Below are 14,460 nucleotides of genomic sequence, written 5' to 3' on the forward strand. Positions count from 1 at the left end.
CTATTCCTCGATGATCATTAAAGTCTGATCAAAGCTGACTAAATCTTCATCCTTCACTAATAGAGAACGGACAGTACCATCTACAGGTGCTTTGATTTCATTCATGACCTTCATGGCTTCAATAATACATAATGTCTGTCCCTTAGTGACTTTTGACCCTTCCTTGACAAAAGGCTGATCATCTGGGGAAGGAGAAGAATAATAAACGCCTACAAGAGGGGCCTTTACTTCTGTACCACTAATAACTGGTTTTTCTTCCTTTACTTCTTGTACAACAACAGGCGCACTTTCACTAGATACAGTGACAGGTGCAGTTACCTGCACCTGTTGACTCTTTTCAAGTTCAAGTTTCACGCCTTCCATTTCAATTTTCATCTTATCGATATCAGCTTTTTCAAAAGCTTCCATCAACTCTCTGACTAAATCCATAGAAAACCTTCTTTCTTTGAAATTCAAACTATTTATTTAAAAAATTAAGCATTTGCTTCTAAGTAATCAACAATGTCCTTGACAGTAGCCATCTTGTTGGCTTCTTCATCAGGAATCTGTACATCAAATTCATCTTCTACAGCCATAATTAATTCAACGGCATCTAATGAATCAGCATCAAGATCATCCTTTAAAGATGCTTCTAATGTTACCTGTTCTTCATCACAGCTAAGTGAATCTACAATAATATCTTTTACCTTATCAAATGTTGTCATGTTTATATCCTCCTTATGACAATACTGTCTTTTTTAATACAATCTTTTCTAATTTCAATGCGATCATGCAGCTTACTGCAATCTTTAATGCATCACCAAGTAAGAATGGTAATACACAAGTCATTAATGTACTTAGAAGTGTTGCTTTCATTGTATACATGAAGTAAATACTTCCAAGTCCATAAGTAATAGCTGTTCCAATAATCATGGCAAGAATATGGCCCTTGACTGAACGGTCATGAGTAATAATAGTACTCATCACTAATGCCATAATAGGAAAACTGAATAAGAAGCCTCCTGTTGGACCTATAAGAGCACCCATACCACTATTAAAATGACTAAATACTGGAAGACCAATAGCTCCCATAATCAAATAACAAAGCACTGTATAGAATGCATGGTTTGGTGTCATAAGACACGCAATGAGATAGATGGCCAGGGTCTGCAATGTGATCGGAACAGCTGTAGGCAATGCCACAGAAATCTGTGATAAACAGATGAGAACTCCTAACATTAATGCGTCTCTGACTAGATTTGAAACATTAGATTTCATATCATTCTCCTTTCCACTACTTGGAATATCAAACTATTCCTTGCCTTGCATTATAGACCTTTGATTTTAAAAATCAAATAAATTAGCAATAAATATGACAAAAAAGCCATAATTGTACAACAAACATACTAGTTTGAAATTAAAACTAATAGAACAAGCACTTACATTTAAATCAAATATGTTGATAAATGGCATAAAAAAGAGAATAATAGAGATAAGAAAGTGAGGGATATATATGAAAAAGATCACAATGTTTTATTTAGAAGAATGTCCATTTTGTCAGAAGGCAAAAAAAGCGATGGATGAACTTATGACAGAAAATAAAGCATATCAATCATTGGATATAGAAAAAATTGAAGAAAGTGAAAATGTCGCTTTAGCTGAAAATTATGATTATTATGCAGTTCCTTCTTTATTTATTGGAAAAGAGAAGTGCTTTGAATGTACAATCCAGGATGATTTTGATTCAATTAAAGCAAACTTCAAACGTGTATTTGATGAGGCTTTAAAATAATGGGGCATTTCTATTTTACACGTCATGGTCAGACAATCTGGAATGTAGAAAATAAGATCTGTGGGGCAACGGACATTGCCTTAACAGATCTAGGACATAAACAAGCTGAAGAGCTTGGACAATATATTAAAGACAATCATATTCATATAGACCAAATTCTCTATTCACCACTTAGTCGTGCAAAGGATACGGCCTTACATATATCTGAAGTAACAGGTATACCAGCAAGAGAAGAACTAAGACTTAAGGAACAGAATTTTGGGAAATATGAATCGACACCTAGAGATGGAGAAGAATTCAAACAGTCAAAGACATGTTTTGTGAACTCTTTTGAGGGAGGAGAAACAATGTTGCATCTTGCGCATCGTATCTATAGTTTATTAGATGATGTGAAAAAGGATGATGAACATGTTTATCTTTTAGTTGCTCATAATGGTATTTCACGTATTATTGAATCTTATTTTCATGATATGACGAATGATGAGTTTTCTGCCTTTGGCATAAAAAACTGCGAATTAAAGAAGTATACTTACTAAGAAGTACATCGAGTACTTCTTTTTTTTGTTGAATATGTGACCGATTTCATTATAATAAGATAGAGATGGAGGAATAATAGAATGAGACCAAAAATACACTTTACAGCACCTAGAAACTGGATCAATGATCCTAATGGGCTAACTTATTTTAATGGAGAATATCATATCTTCTACCAGCATTTCCCATATGATACATCATGGGGCACAATGCATTGGGGACATGCAGTCACTAAGGATTTCCAGACATTTAAGCATCTCCCAATCGCTTTATATCCTTCTAAGGATTATGACAGAAACGGAATCTTCTCAGGTTCCGCATTAAACTACAATGGCAAGATGTACCTTTATTACACAGCCATCAAGTATCGTATTGAAAACCCTGAATATATCCATAAGCCACTTATTAAGGATGACTTAATTGCATCACAGGCATTGCTTATTAGTGATGATGGATATCACTTCAATAATAAAGACGCAAAATATAAGGTTGTTGATGTGATTACTGATCCTTCTTTAGGACACGATCAGCATACAAGAGATCCTAAAGTCTGGTTAGGTAAGAATGGACATGTTTATATGATCCTAGGAAGTAAGGTTCCAAATGGGGATGATTTTGATGGAGAAGTATTATTCTATGAAAGTGAAGATGGGATGACATTTGCTTATAAGAATAGATTCGTCGATTCTTCAATTGGAAACATGTGGGAATGTCCAGATCTATTTGAATTAGATGGACAGTACTTCTTAGTTTTCTCACCTGAAAACTTAGATGGTTATCCACGTCCTAATAGTAATGCAGCTATTATGTCCGTTAACTTTGATGAAGAAACATGTACAATGTCTAAGGCAGGAGACCTTATGTTTATTGACTATGGCTTTGATTTCTATGCCCCTCAGACATTCTTAGATGAAAACAATAAACGTACTATTTTAGGATGGATGAGAATGAAGGAAGTCTTAGAAGGTGAAGAATGGATTGGTTTATTCACAATGCCACGTCATCTTTCTTATAAAGACGGACATGTTTATCAGGATGTACATCCATTAATTAAGAATAAATTTGTGCATACAACAGATACTATTGACTTTGATGCACCTTTCTTAATGAAAACAACTCTTGAAGACAATGAAACAATCACTTTAGGTGGTGTTAAGATTTCTTATGTTGATGATCAGCTAGTTGTAGATCGTACAGCTGTCTCTGTGAATAATGATGAACTATACAATATTCATAAGACACCTGTATTAAATGGTCAGTGTGATTTAGAAATCTATTACGATGAAGGTATCATCGAAATCTTTGTGAATAATGGTTATTATGTAGTGAGTCAGATTATCTATCATTTAAAAGAAGAAGAGACACATATTTCTGATTGTACAATCTATACAAGATAAATCATTTGCATATTTCTCTTAAATTGTATATAGTTAGTATGTACTAACTAGGAGGTATACATATGATGAGAGATATACTTGTGACTTTGTGTTCACTTGGATTTGTATGTATCAGTCATAAAGTGAAGACACAATTAAAATATTATGCATATAGAAATCAGAAGGGACATTAATCTCTTCTGATTTTTTTGATAGAATAGATACAAGGGAGGACTATATGATGAGAAAAGTGTTATTTTTTGATATCGATGGTACATTGGCTATTCATGGACATATTCCAGAATCTAATAAGAAAGTGTTAGAAGCATTAAAAGAGAAGGGGTATGATACATTTATCTGTACAGGACGTGCACCTTATTATGCAGAAAATCTTTTTGGAAAACTGGTTTCAGGTATTATTTCATGTAATGGGCGTTATATCAGTTATAAAGGGGAAAAACTTCACGGTGTGCCTTTTACATCTGTTGAAGTAGAAGAACTAAAAAATAAACTAGATAATCTAGGATGTGGAGGACTTTTTGTTTCTGATACATTCTCTACTCCTTATCATTTAGAAGGAGATGTACTCACACATGTAAAGAAAGAGTATGGTGAAGAACATATTAAAGACGAAGAAGGTACTTATTACACATGTGACTTCTTCTATGACACGTTAGAAAAGAGAGATGCGATGATAGAAGCGTTTAAAGATGATCGTATTATTAATGATCATGGTGGTAGTGGTTCATGTGATACTTCTACTCTTGTCTTTGATAAAGGACATGCAATCAAGTATATTATTGATCATTTCTCACTCACTAAAGAGGATGCCTATGCATTTGGTGATGGCTATAATGATCAAGCTATGTTTAGAGAAGTAGGACAGCGCATAGCGATGGGAAATGGTGTAGATGTCTTAAAAGAAAAAGCAACTTATATCACGGATACAGTGGATAATGAAGGAATCTATAAAGCTTTGAAACATTATGAGTTACTTTAAGTTTGAAATATGGCATAATAATCCGAGGGAGGATCACTATGAAACAAAAAACGGATTTTCAAACATTTATATCTTACTTTAAACCACATCGTCGTCTATTCTTTTTAGACCTTGCATGTGCGTTGATGATTTCTTTAATTGATCTTGCTTTTCCATTTGTCTCTAGATGGTGTATGTATACATTACTACCAAATAGTATCTATAAGACATTCTGGATGGTTATGATTATTTTCTTATTAGCTTATTTAGTTCGTTCATTCTTTACTTATATAATTTGTTATTATGGGCATACGTTTGGTATTCTTGTAGAAGCAGATATGCGTAAAGACTTATTTGAACATATGCAGTCATTAAGTTATGGTTATTTTGATAATAATCGTATTGGACAATTAATGAGCCGTTTAACGACTGATTTATTTGATATCACAGAACTTGCACATCATGGACCAGAAGATTTATTTATCTCTACTGTGACTATTATTGGTTCTATTATTATCATGTTCACAATTGAGTGGCGTTTAGCTTTAGTTATTGCGATTATGATACCTGTTTTCATACTTGTTGTATGGAAATCACGTCACTCTATGAGTGAAGCTTCAATTCGTGTTAAACAGAAGGTTGCAGTCATCAATACTGATATCGAATCAGGACTCACTGGTATGAAAACAGCCAAGGCCTTTGCGAATGAAACAATTGAACAACAGAAGTTCAATACATCCAATGATACATATAAAACATCTAAGAAACAGTTCCATAAAGCTATGGGTCGCTTTAATGCGATTATGGAATTCTTTATGTGTACATTATCACTCATCGTTATTGCGGTAGGTGGTGCTCTTATTATGCAGGGTAAGATGGACACGATTGATCTTATTACTTTCAGCTTATATGTCTCTACATTTGTGAATCCAGTACGTAAATTATCTAACTTTGCGGAATTATTTGCGAATGGGACTGCTGGTCTTCATCGTTTTGTAGAATTACTTAACACAAAACCTCAATTAGAAGATCGTTCGGATGCAAAAGAACTCACACATGTATCTGGACAGATTGATATTGATCATGTCAGCTTTGCGTATGAAGAAGATAGAAATATCTTAACAGATATTGATTTACATATTCATCCTGGTGAAACAATTGCGTTAGTAGGATCTTCAGGAGGAGGTAAAACAACTTTATCTCAGTTGATTCCTAGATTCTATGATGTTACAGAAGGGGCTATCTTGGTAGATGGTCATGATGTCAGAGATGTGACTCAAACTTCATTACACAACAATATTGGTGTAGTCTCTCAGGATGTCTTCTTATTTGCGGATAGTATTGCGGAAAATATTCGTTATGGTAAATTAGATGCGACAATGGAAGATATTATTGAAGCGGCAAAACTCGCAGAAATCTATGATGATATCATGGAAATGCCTGATGGCTTTGAAACTAATGTAGGAGAACGTGGTGTATTATTATCTGGTGGACAGAAACAGCGTATTTCTATTGCAAGAATCTTCTTAAAGAATCCACCCGTTCTTATTCTAGATGAAGCCACAAGTGCATTAGATAGTGTCACTGAAGCTAAGATTCAGGAAACATTTGATAAGTTATCACAGGGACGTACTACTATTGTGATTGCGCATCGTTTATCTACAGTCAAGAATGCAGATCGTATTGCGGTTATTGATGAAGGAAGAATCATTGAACTAGGAACGCATCATGAATTATTAGAAAATAATGGTGCTTATGCACAATTAGTACATACACAGGAATTGATGAAATAAGAAAACGACCTCGCGGCAATGTCATTAAGTTAATAATGCTAGAATTTAAGTCAGATGATATATCAGCAGATATATTATTCTGACTTTTATTTTATTGCAGCCAAAAAAGTATCGTTTTCACGATTTTTTAAAAAATACGCTCAATTTAAGAAAATTGTTGCTTTGAGTAATCTTATTCAGCGAATATACCATAACGATATTCGTAATATGCTTCCTTAAGTGAAATAGGCATAGGTGTAGCTCTTACCATTTCATTACTGAAAGCCTCAGTATCCATCATCATTCTTAGAATCTCAGATGCCATTTCCTTTCTCTTGAATGTATACTTAGCCTGCTTCTTAAGAAGCAGGAAATCTAGATAACCTTGTATGTATCTGGTGCCAACGCCTCTTGTTGTCTGTATCATTGAGCTTACTTCTGTCATCATCTCATTGACAGCTCCTAATGATTTACCATCATCAGTAAGATATCTCTTCTCTAAAGGAGATGTCTTTATCTTATTGTTTACTGCTTCAAGATAGTTGGCAAACTGCTGTATGCTTGCCTTTGAATCTGATATGAACTCTTCCACATCCTTAAAGTAGTCTTTATTCGCTTTATATTTATCGAATGACTCACTTCCAAGACCTGATACCTGCATCATCATATGATCATTTTCATCTGTAGCACAGACAATGGCAACCTTGTGATGAGATATTCCTCTATATGCAGCCTGTTTACCTCTTTTCTTTGAGTATCTAGGCATATTTTGAGGACGTGTTCCCTTTAGGTTTATACTTTTATACTGTGTATCTATTTCAACTTCACCAGATAATTTCTGATGACCCATGATTTCAGATGCTGCATGATAAAGTTTATGACGCATATAGAAGCAGGTCGTCTTGCTTGTCTCTAAGACTTGAGCCTCACCCTCTAGAGGCATTTTATATAGTTCCAGTTCAATGAAGTGAAGCCACTGGTCCAAAGTAAAATGAGACCAGTAGAATAAGGTGTTGGTTCTATCACTAAAAGACTTGTGACAGTCAAGACAGATATATCTCTGATGTCTGTTCTTATCTTTTCCATTCTTCTTGAAATGGACTGAACCACATATAGGGCATGCCTTATGAGATGGATCAATGTCTTCATCATCCTGTTCATATAATGATTCGATAAGTTTATTTACATAATCCTTATCCTTAGATCTTAAATAGTTTTTTACCTGGTTTTCAGTTATCATAGCACTCACCTGACCTTTTAAGATCATTTTACAACTGTTCGAGAAATGATGATTTGAGTTAGGTGGCTATAAAGTAGAAAAATAGGCGTTAAGTTAAATTTAATGATCTAGTAGCAACATTTTTCATAAACTTAGCGAAAAAATATTCTATTTCATCGCAAAAAGGTTTATAATTTGTCCGACTAGTCAAATCTGTAGTTAAAATATATGAACGACTTTCGTTTGACGTTTCTATTATGAGATCTACCGGGGCGAATTGGTAAGATTTCATTAGCTATCAGATTCTCTAAAGATGGATTTTTTCCATCTTTTTTGTTTAGAAAATTTCTTACTAAATGACAGGCTCTAGTGAAATTAATCTGATAAATATATTTCTTGTTTCTTTTTTCAATCTTTATCTTCCTTATAAATCTCTGTATCAGATTATAAAGAGTAAGACTTATATAAATCTCCTGCTTTATATATTTTCTCTTCTTTGCGTGATGTGAATTCAAACCTATTGCATACTTTACATGTCTGAAAGAAGTCTCTATACCCCAGCGTTTATTATATAGTTCCTTGATGTCTTCAGATGAGAATTCAGTCCTATCAAGATTAGTAATTATACATTCATATGTATCTTCAGTGATTTTGAATCGAACTATCCTGCAATTAAACTCATACCAGGGATCTTCTTTAGACATATAGTCAAATCGCATATTAGTAGGACATACTTTATATAGCTGAGGGCATGCTTTTATCATTGATGTACATTTCAGAGTAAGCATTCTAAACACGTCAATATCAAACTCATCATTCGGATACGGCCCTAAAGATCTTGTCATACTGGTTTTAGAATTGATATCCTTGACTCTGACAAGATACTTGTTTCCAGATTTCGCAACATGTTCAAAACCGTTATAAGATTCATATCCTCTGTCCGCTATAAAAATCGCTTTCCTTCCCTGATAACGATCCACAAGCTGGCAGAAAGCATCATTTTCATCCCTTACTGCCTGACCCTGTATAATAAGATCATCATATGATCGCTCAAGGAGATCGTAGCTGGCATTAATATGAAATGCGGAATAAGGCTTATTGGTACCGCCTGTTCTTAGAACTCTTGTTTCTTTATCATATATGGAATTATCGATTGGCAATTCACTCCCATCAATAGCGAGAAGACGATATCCTTTATACAGTATGTCTTCATGAGTTCTATCATTAAACTTATTGAAAATATGTTTAAAAGCATCCACCTTGATTTTATTTCTAGCCTGCACAAACGCAGATGCAGTAGGTGTATCAAGTGCATTATCAAAAGACTTAAATAGTTCATCTCTTAAAGAGCCGTTTTCCATGCAGAAGAGGATTTTGATGGTATCTTGAAAATCCAGTTTACGAGAACGAATGAAGTCTGTTCTGGAATTTTCGCAGAAAATAGAGCGTGAATCGTTCATTTTTTTGATAATGTGATTTAAAGTTTTCTCGAGTTGTTTATAGTTGTCCATAATGTATACCTCCGACGACATCTATAAACAATTGGCCAATAATCAATATATAAATATTGATTATTGGCCTCACATTTTTTGGCTTTTGTCAAGAGAAAATAAAAAAGGCATACATTTTGTTTGTATGCCTTGATAGCTGTCAATTCTTAACTTAATGACATTGACCTCGCGGTCGTTTTTTAAATGAAGTAATAAATTGTATTCATAACTCCTGCAAGGAGCATGACAAGAATAGGATCCCACTTATATTTAGTGAGTAATATAACACATACACTAAATATCACTACAAGATGGATTTTAAATGTATTGAAGCTTTCACCAAAGAAGGCAGTGGTAAGAATAGAGACACCTGCAGTCGCAATTAATGCGACAACGGCTGGTCTTAACATCTTTAAGACACTTTGTAATTTATCCATATGTCGATATTTGAGATAGAGATAACTGATAATACCGACAATAATACATGAAGGTAATACACAACCTATAGTGGCACAAATAGCACCAGGAATACCAGCAATCTTGATACCGACAAAAGTTGCTGAATTGACGGCAATAGGGCCAGGTGTCATCTGTGAAATAGATATAAGATCAGTGAATTCAGAAACAGATAACCAATGATGGGCTGTAATCACCTGCTGCTTAATAAGCGGCATAGCGGCATAACCACCACCAAAACTAAATGCACCCACCTGCAAGAAACTTAAGAATAATTGTAGATAAATCATGACTGTACCCCTTTCAAAGAATAAAGTAATCCAATCATGATACAAACAATAATGACTATCATGACATTAATATTAAATATATAGTTTGCGACAAAAGCCCCAATCATAATAACAGGATAAAGCTTATTTTTCTCTTTTAAGAGACCGCTACCCATTTCGAAGCATACAGATGCAATGACTGCACCGACTCCTGCCTGCATCCCTTCTAACATAAGAGATACAATCAGATTAGTCTTAAATATTTCATAAAAGACAGAAATAACAGATATGATTACAAAGGGAGGAATAATTGTAGCGAGTACTGAGATGAATATTCCTAGTAGTCCTGCCATCTTATATCCAACTACAATCGCCCCATTGACCGCAATAGGCCCTGGTGCACTCTGTGCAATAGCGACTAAATCTAACATTTCATCTTCATCTATCCAATGGTAGTCCTCTACAAACTTCTTTCTCATTAAAGAAACGATGACATATCCACCTCCAAAAGTAAAAGCACTTAAGTAGAGAGTAGAAAAGAAGAGCTTCACTAATTTATTCTTCAAAGTATTCACCTTCCTATGTTCTGTATTATACATTTTAGATATGAAAAAAACCAGTTTTTCAACTGGCTTAACATTCACACCCTACAAGTAGTCCACCTATTTCAGCATAATAAGTACATAGACCACCCATTGGATATACAATAATATCTGCATGTGGATAAAGTTCTAAAATCTTATCTCTGACACTATGTGCAAGTTTTAAATTATCTGCATGTGAGATACGTACCTTACCACCATGGTATCCTGCATTTTCAAGATGTTCAATCATAGATTTCACTACTTTCTTTTCACCACGACATTTACTGATCTGCTGGATAGTACCTTCTTCACTGGCTGTTGCGAAAATAGAAATATTTAATACACCAATCGCAGAAGCAACTGTTTTACTTACACGTCCATTCATCGCAAAGTTATGTAATGATTTTAATGCGAAGAACAATCTAGTATGATTAAGATAGTCCTGACCTTTTTCTACAATTTCTTCAAATGGTAGATCTTCTTCAATCATTTCTTTTAATTTTTCAATAAGTAATCTCATTTCAGGTCCTGTAGATAAACTATCAAATACATGTACCTTTACATTTTCATTTTCTTCTTCATAAATACCTTTGGCTGTCATAGCAGAATTATAAGTGCCTGACATAGCACCAGTTAAAGTAATAACGAATATTTCATCAAATCCTTCATAACAATCTAACCAAGACCCAACACTTGGACATGCAGTATGGGAAACACCTTTATATTTTGCAAGGTCTTCAGACATTAAACGTACATCTAGTTCCTGATTGTCTACATAGTGTTTATTATCAGTAGAAATAGTCATCGGTGCTACCGCAAAATCTACGCCATTTAATTCCCATATATCACAAGATGAGTCAGCTACAATTTTTCTTTTCATGCGAAAAACCTCCCTATTAATACTATTGTAGTTTAAATTGTGAAATGATACAATTTACAAAGAGAAAGTTTATGTAAATATTTGTTCAGAGGTGCAGTTTATGGACGTAAATAAGAAAACACAAAGAAATAGATTTACAAGAATGTGTATAGGAGAAGCGATTGTAGAACTTATGAAGAGAGATTCTCTCGATAAGATTACAGTAAGCCAGATTGCGAAAAAAGCAGGTATTTCACGTATGACGTATTATCATTATTATGATTCTAAGGTGAATGCGATAGAAGACTATCTACGTGAAATCATTATTCAGTATTTGACAGAACATAAAAAACGTCCTAAAGGAGAACGTTTCATGGAGTATTCACATATCTTGTTTTCGATAGAATTCTTTGATCAGTATGCGACATTCTTTATTATCATGGAAAGACAAGGTCTTTATTCTGTATTAGTGAATGCAGTCAACCATTTCATGGTAGAACTCTATTCTGATCATAAAGATATGATTTATCGTGCGTATTACTATGCAGGTGCTTTACTCAATACATTTATTAACTGGGAAAAGACAGGAAAACTTGTTCCTGCACAGGAAGTCGCCAAGATGATTAGTGAAAGTGCACCAAAGATGCCTTAATAATGAGGCATCTTTTTTTCATAAATAAATCCTTTCGTAAATCGTATCTATTATCCCTGACTTTCAATATATTTTTGTATAGTTGCTGATGACACTTCTCCAATGCTACAAGCAAAATAACCATCTGACCAAAATATCTTTTCCTTCCAATACTGTTTTGATAAGACCGAACTATACTTTTGCCATAAGTGGTATGTTGTTTCTTGCTTTACAATTTTGACAATATCGCTAACTCGATCTGTTGTATCGTAACTTAATAAGAAATGTATATGGTCTTTGTCGGTTTCTATCGCAATAATTTCGTAGCCACGAGTATTAGCTATATCGAAAATCTTTTGCTTAACATCATCGGCAATAGAGCCTATTAGCAGTTGTTTACGGTATTTGGTTACAAGGACTATATGTACCTTCAGACTGTATTTTTGTCTGTTATGATGATTGTATCTACTATCCACAGTTCACCTCAAAATATAGATATTTCGCTATAAATTAGATATAATTTAGATATAACATATAGTGAAATATCTATGAAAGGAGTACATCTATGGAACAGATGACTATTACAGCTAAAATTCAAATAATCGTAGATGAAGCAGATAAGGTTTTGCTTGATGAAACTATGTCTGTTTATCGTAATGCCTGTAATTATGTTTCGGACTATGTATTCCGTACTCATGACTTAAAGCAGTTTTCACTTAATAAAGCTTTGTATTCTACTTTGCGAGAAAAGTTTAAGCTTAAATCGCAGATGGCTCAGTCTGTTTTGAAGACTGTTATCGCCAGATATAAGACCATTCTTGAAAATCAGAATGAATGGATTAAACCATCGTTCAAAAAACCTTAGTATGATTTAGTTTGGAACAGAGATTATTCCTTAACACAAAATCGTTTTTCAATCAATACGCTTAATGGTCGTGTGAAGTTATCTTATTTTTCAGATGGAATGTCTAAGTATTTCAATCATACGATTTATACGTTTGGTACTGCCAAACTTGTAAGTAAGCATGGTAAATACTATCTGCATATACCAGTTACCTATGAGATTGAAGAAAGTAATATTTCTGACATCTGTAATGTTGTAGGTATTGACTAGGTATTAACTTTGTTGTTGCAACTTATGACAGCAAACATAAGTCTGGATTTGTTAGTGGCAAAGCTATTAAACAGAAACGTGCTAACTATTCCAAGCTTCGCAAGGAACTCCAAATGCGACATACGCCATCCTCAAGACGAAGACTAAAAGCTATCGGTCAGCGAGAAAACCGTTGGATGCAGGATATTAACCATCAGGTATCGAAGGCACTCGTTGAAAACAACCCAAAGCACACTCTCTTTGTATTGGAAGATTTATCAGGTATTCGTAATGCTACAGAACGTGTTAAAACAAAAAATCGCTATGTTTCTGTATCATGGTCTTTCTATGACCTAGAGCAGAAACTAATCTACAAAGCAAAACAGAACCAGTCTTCTGTTATTAAGGTAGACCCTCGCTATACAAGCCAGTGCTGCCCTTGCTGTGGACATGTTGAAAAGTCTAACCGCAATAAGAAGATACATCTGTTTACCTGCAAAAAATGTGGTTATAAATCTAATGATGACCGCATTGGAGCTATGAATCTGTATCGTATGGGAATAAACTATCTTGCAGATAGTCAAGTACCTAATACAGTTGTAACAGAGTAAACTCTCTTGCAAAGGGTGCCGTCAATCACCCTATGATGTAACGCCACTTTAGATAGCGATATCTATTGGGGTTAAAGGTCGGAGGTGTAAACCGTTAGTACGACTGGGCAGTTACAAGCCCATGACCTTTAGGTCGTAGGTATTTGACGTTGTGGGATATGGTGTTGATGATTCAGAAGAATTTAATAAGTTAGGTGAAAGTATTGAGAAACAGGAACAGGCATGCAGCTTAAAGAAACTAGAATTGACTAATGATTTAGGTTTTGAATTAGAGAAAGTACAGTTAGATGATTTATCTTATAATAGTGTCTATACAGGTGAAATGTTTGGTGAAGCTTTATTAAATGATCCACGTTATCTTGATCATGAATTATTAAAGCCTTATAGAGAAGGTGGAGCTAGAAGTGATAATCCTGTTGTGAACTTCTATTGGGATTATTATGCACAAGGTAAACCTTGTTATACTGAAATTAAGTTTCCTTCATTAGAAGACACAATTAAACTAATTAATGAACATGGTGGAATCGCAGTCCTAGCCCATCCTGGTAATAATCTTAAAGGACAGTTTGAATTACTAGATGAAACGGTTAAACTAGGATTACAGGGGGTTGAATGTTTCTCTAGTTATCATCCGGAAGAAGTGAATCAGTACTTCTATAATAAGGCGAAAGAACTGAATATTCTTTATACATGTGGTAGTGATTTCCATGGTAAGACAAAACCTTCTATTAAGTTAGGTGGACATCATAGTCAAGTAGAAGAAGAGATAAAAGATAATTTGAAGAAGTGTCATTTGATTTAGGGAAAGTGAAAGCT

At 34.3% G+C, this 14,460-nt stretch carries 19 protein-coding genes; 10 read left to right on the forward strand and 9 right to left on the reverse strand.

Annotation, left to right across the window (positions count from 1 at the left end; genetic code table 11):
* The 3 genes from accB to NQ499_RS02095 are packed head-to-tail and all read right to left on the reverse strand — an operon-like array spanning nucleotide 1 to nucleotide 1,257.
* A complete protein-coding gene (gene accB, locus NQ499_RS02085; RefSeq protein WP_006504255.1) occupies nucleotides 1-429 on the reverse strand; it encodes an acetyl-CoA carboxylase biotin carboxyl carrier protein in 429 nt (142 codons plus the stop codon).
* A 44-nt stretch (nucleotides 430-473) separates the two neighbouring features.
* The gene (acpP, locus tag NQ499_RS02090; protein WP_006504254.1) at nucleotides 474-704 is read right to left on the reverse strand and encodes an acyl carrier protein; all 231 of its coding nucleotides are present in this window, start codon (nucleotides 702-704) and stop codon (nucleotides 474-476) included.
* A 13-nt stretch (nucleotides 705-717) separates the two neighbouring features.
* Entirely contained in the window at nucleotides 718-1,257 is a 540-nt protein-coding gene (locus tag NQ499_RS02095) for a biotin transporter BioY (protein WP_006504253.1), read from the reverse strand.
* Between the two features lie 235 nt (nucleotides 1,258-1,492).
* Here NQ499_RS02095 and NQ499_RS02100 point away from each other — a divergent pair, with 235 nt between their 5' ends.
* From NQ499_RS02100 to NQ499_RS02120, 5 genes are all read left to right on the forward strand, one after another.
* A complete protein-coding gene (locus NQ499_RS02100) occupies nucleotides 1,493-1,771 on the forward strand; it encodes a glutaredoxin family protein (RefSeq protein ID WP_006504252.1) in 279 nt (92 codons plus the stop codon).
* A complete protein-coding gene (locus NQ499_RS02105) occupies nucleotides 1,771-2,307 on the forward strand; it encodes a histidine phosphatase family protein (protein WP_006504251.1) in 537 nt (178 codons plus the stop codon). Before NQ499_RS02100 ends, NQ499_RS02105 begins: the two co-directional genes overlap by 1 nt.
* An 81-nt stretch (nucleotides 2,308-2,388) precedes the next feature.
* A complete protein-coding gene (locus NQ499_RS02110) occupies nucleotides 2,389-3,702 on the forward strand; it encodes a glycoside hydrolase family 32 protein (protein ID WP_006504250.1) in 1,314 nt (437 codons plus the stop codon).
* 217 nt (nucleotides 3,703-3,919) lie between these two features.
* Nucleotides 3,920-4,681, forward strand: a complete 762-nt coding sequence (locus NQ499_RS02115) for an HAD-IIB family hydrolase (RefSeq protein ID WP_006504248.1) — start codon at nucleotides 3,920-3,922, stop codon at nucleotides 4,679-4,681.
* A gap of 38 nt (nucleotides 4,682-4,719) precedes the next feature.
* Nucleotides 4,720-6,453 (forward strand): ABC transporter ATP-binding protein, encoded by a 1,734-nt coding sequence (locus NQ499_RS02120; RefSeq protein WP_006504247.1) that lies wholly within the window; start codon nucleotides 4,720-4,722, stop codon nucleotides 6,451-6,453.
* Nucleotides 6,454-6,625: 172 nt separating this feature from the next.
* Here the strand turns inward: NQ499_RS02120 and NQ499_RS02125 are convergent, their stop codons facing one another.
* The 5 genes from NQ499_RS02125 to NQ499_RS02145 all read right to left on the reverse strand — a co-directional run bounded on the left by NQ499_RS02125 (nucleotide 6,626) and on the right by NQ499_RS02145 (nucleotide 11,330).
* Nucleotides 6,626-7,672 carry an IS1/IS1595 family N-terminal zinc-binding domain-containing protein gene (locus NQ499_RS02125; RefSeq protein ID WP_040389582.1) on the reverse strand — a complete coding sequence of 349 codons (1,047 nt, stop codon included), beginning with the start codon at nucleotides 7,670-7,672 and terminating at the stop codon, nucleotides 6,626-6,628.
* Nucleotides 7,673-7,854: 182 nt separating this feature from the next.
* Entirely contained in the window at nucleotides 7,855-9,162 is a 1,308-nt protein-coding gene (locus tag NQ499_RS02130; protein WP_259848580.1) for an IS4 family transposase, read from the reverse strand.
* 179 nt (nucleotides 9,163-9,341) lie between these two features.
* The gene (locus NQ499_RS02135; protein ID WP_006504288.1) at nucleotides 9,342-9,887 is read right to left on the reverse strand and encodes a chromate transporter; all 546 of its coding nucleotides are present in this window, start codon (nucleotides 9,885-9,887) and stop codon (nucleotides 9,342-9,344) included.
* Nucleotides 9,884-10,465: a chromate transporter gene (locus NQ499_RS02140; protein WP_202898351.1), complete on the reverse strand. Its 582-nt coding sequence runs from the start codon at nucleotides 10,463-10,465 to the stop codon at nucleotides 9,884-9,886. Before NQ499_RS02140 ends, NQ499_RS02135 begins: the two co-directional genes overlap by 4 nt.
* A 34-nt stretch (nucleotides 10,466-10,499) precedes the next feature.
* Nucleotides 10,500-11,330 carry a DegV family protein gene (locus NQ499_RS02145; protein WP_006504286.1) on the reverse strand — a complete coding sequence of 277 codons (831 nt, stop codon included), beginning with the start codon at nucleotides 11,328-11,330 and terminating at the stop codon, nucleotides 10,500-10,502.
* A 100-nt stretch (nucleotides 11,331-11,430) separates the two neighbouring features.
* On the opposite strand from NQ499_RS02145, the gene NQ499_RS02150 reads away from it, so the two are divergent.
* Nucleotides 11,431-11,961: a TetR/AcrR family transcriptional regulator gene (locus NQ499_RS02150; protein ID WP_006504285.1), complete on the forward strand. Its 531-nt coding sequence runs from the start codon at nucleotides 11,431-11,433 to the stop codon at nucleotides 11,959-11,961.
* A gap of 50 nt (nucleotides 11,962-12,011) precedes the next feature.
* Here the strand turns inward: NQ499_RS02150 and tnpA are convergent, their stop codons facing one another.
* Complete coding sequence (gene tnpA, locus NQ499_RS02155; RefSeq protein WP_006504284.1) at nucleotides 12,012-12,416, reverse strand: IS200/IS605 family transposase; 405 nt, start codon at nucleotides 12,414-12,416, stop codon at nucleotides 12,012-12,014.
* An 89-nt stretch (nucleotides 12,417-12,505) separates the two neighbouring features.
* On the opposite strand from tnpA, the gene NQ499_RS02160 reads away from it, so the two are divergent.
* The 4 genes from NQ499_RS02160 to NQ499_RS02175 all read left to right on the forward strand — a co-directional run bounded on the left by NQ499_RS02160 (nucleotide 12,506) and on the right by NQ499_RS02175 (nucleotide 14,446).
* Entirely contained in the window at nucleotides 12,506-12,805 is a 300-nt protein-coding gene (locus NQ499_RS02160) for a hypothetical protein (protein WP_259848581.1), read from the forward strand.
* A 99-nt stretch (nucleotides 12,806-12,904) separates the two neighbouring features.
* On the forward strand, nucleotides 12,905-13,054 hold the full coding sequence (locus NQ499_RS02165; protein ID WP_259848582.1) for a hypothetical protein: 150 nt from the start codon (nucleotides 12,905-12,907) through the stop codon (nucleotides 13,052-13,054).
* Between the two features lie 2 nt (nucleotides 13,055-13,056).
* Nucleotides 13,057-13,644, forward strand: a complete 588-nt coding sequence (locus NQ499_RS02170; protein WP_326924433.1) for a transposase — start codon at nucleotides 13,057-13,059, stop codon at nucleotides 13,642-13,644.
* A gap of 151 nt (nucleotides 13,645-13,795) precedes the next feature.
* A complete protein-coding gene (locus NQ499_RS02175; protein ID WP_006504638.1) occupies nucleotides 13,796-14,446 on the forward strand; it encodes a PHP domain-containing protein in 651 nt (216 codons plus the stop codon).
* Nucleotides 14,447-14,460: the final 14 nt, after the last annotated feature.

Origin of the sequence: Catenibacterium mitsuokai, assembly GCF_025148785.1 — a bacterium.
GTDB classification, from domain to species: domain Bacteria; phylum Bacillota_I; class Bacilli_A; order Erysipelotrichales; family Coprobacillaceae; genus Catenibacterium; species Catenibacterium mitsuoka.

Bases quoted from the DNA above. Each gene is read 5' to 3' on its own strand.
- accB (WP_006504255.1), bottom strand. From the start codon at position 429: ATGGATTTAGTCAGAGAGTTGATGGAAGCTTTTGAAAAAGCTGATATC.
- acpP (WP_006504254.1), bottom strand. From the start codon at position 704: ATGACAACATTTGATAAGGTAAAAGATATTATTGTAGATTCACTTAGC.
- NQ499_RS02095 (WP_006504253.1), bottom strand. From the start codon at position 1,257: ATGAAATCTAATGTTTCAAATCTAGTCAGAGACGCATTAATGTTAGGA.
- NQ499_RS02100 (WP_006504252.1), top strand. From the start codon at position 1,493: ATGAAAAAGATCACAATGTTTTATTTAGAAGAATGTCCATTTTGTCAG.
- NQ499_RS02105 (WP_006504251.1), top strand. From the start codon at position 1,771: ATGGGGCATTTCTATTTTACACGTCATGGTCAGACAATCTGGAATGTA.
- NQ499_RS02110 (WP_006504250.1), top strand. From the start codon at position 2,389: ATGAGACCAAAAATACACTTTACAGCACCTAGAAACTGGATCAATGAT.
- NQ499_RS02115 (WP_006504248.1), top strand. From the start codon at position 3,920: ATGATGAGAAAAGTGTTATTTTTTGATATCGATGGTACATTGGCTATT.
- NQ499_RS02120 (WP_006504247.1), top strand. From the start codon at position 4,720: ATGAAACAAAAAACGGATTTTCAAACATTTATATCTTACTTTAAACCA.
- NQ499_RS02125 (WP_040389582.1), bottom strand. From the start codon at position 7,672: ATGATAACTGAAAACCAGGTAAAAAACTATTTAAGATCTAAGGATAAG.
- NQ499_RS02130 (WP_259848580.1), bottom strand. From the start codon at position 9,162: ATGGACAACTATAAACAACTCGAGAAAACTTTAAATCACATTATCAAA.
- NQ499_RS02135 (WP_006504288.1), bottom strand. From the start codon at position 9,887: ATGATTTATCTACAATTATTCTTAAGTTTCTTGCAGGTGGGTGCATTT.
- NQ499_RS02140 (WP_202898351.1), bottom strand. From the start codon at position 10,465: ATGTATAATACAGAACATAGGAAGGTGAATACTTTGAAGAATAAATTA.
- NQ499_RS02145 (WP_006504286.1), bottom strand. From the start codon at position 11,330: ATGAAAAGAAAAATTGTAGCTGACTCATCTTGTGATATATGGGAATTA.
- NQ499_RS02150 (WP_006504285.1), top strand. From the start codon at position 11,431: ATGGACGTAAATAAGAAAACACAAAGAAATAGATTTACAAGAATGTGT.
- NQ499_RS02160 (WP_259848581.1), top strand. From the start codon at position 12,506: ATGGAACAGATGACTATTACAGCTAAAATTCAAATAATCGTAGATGAA.
- NQ499_RS02165 (WP_259848582.1), top strand. From the start codon at position 12,905: ATGTCTAAGTATTTCAATCATACGATTTATACGTTTGGTACTGCCAAA.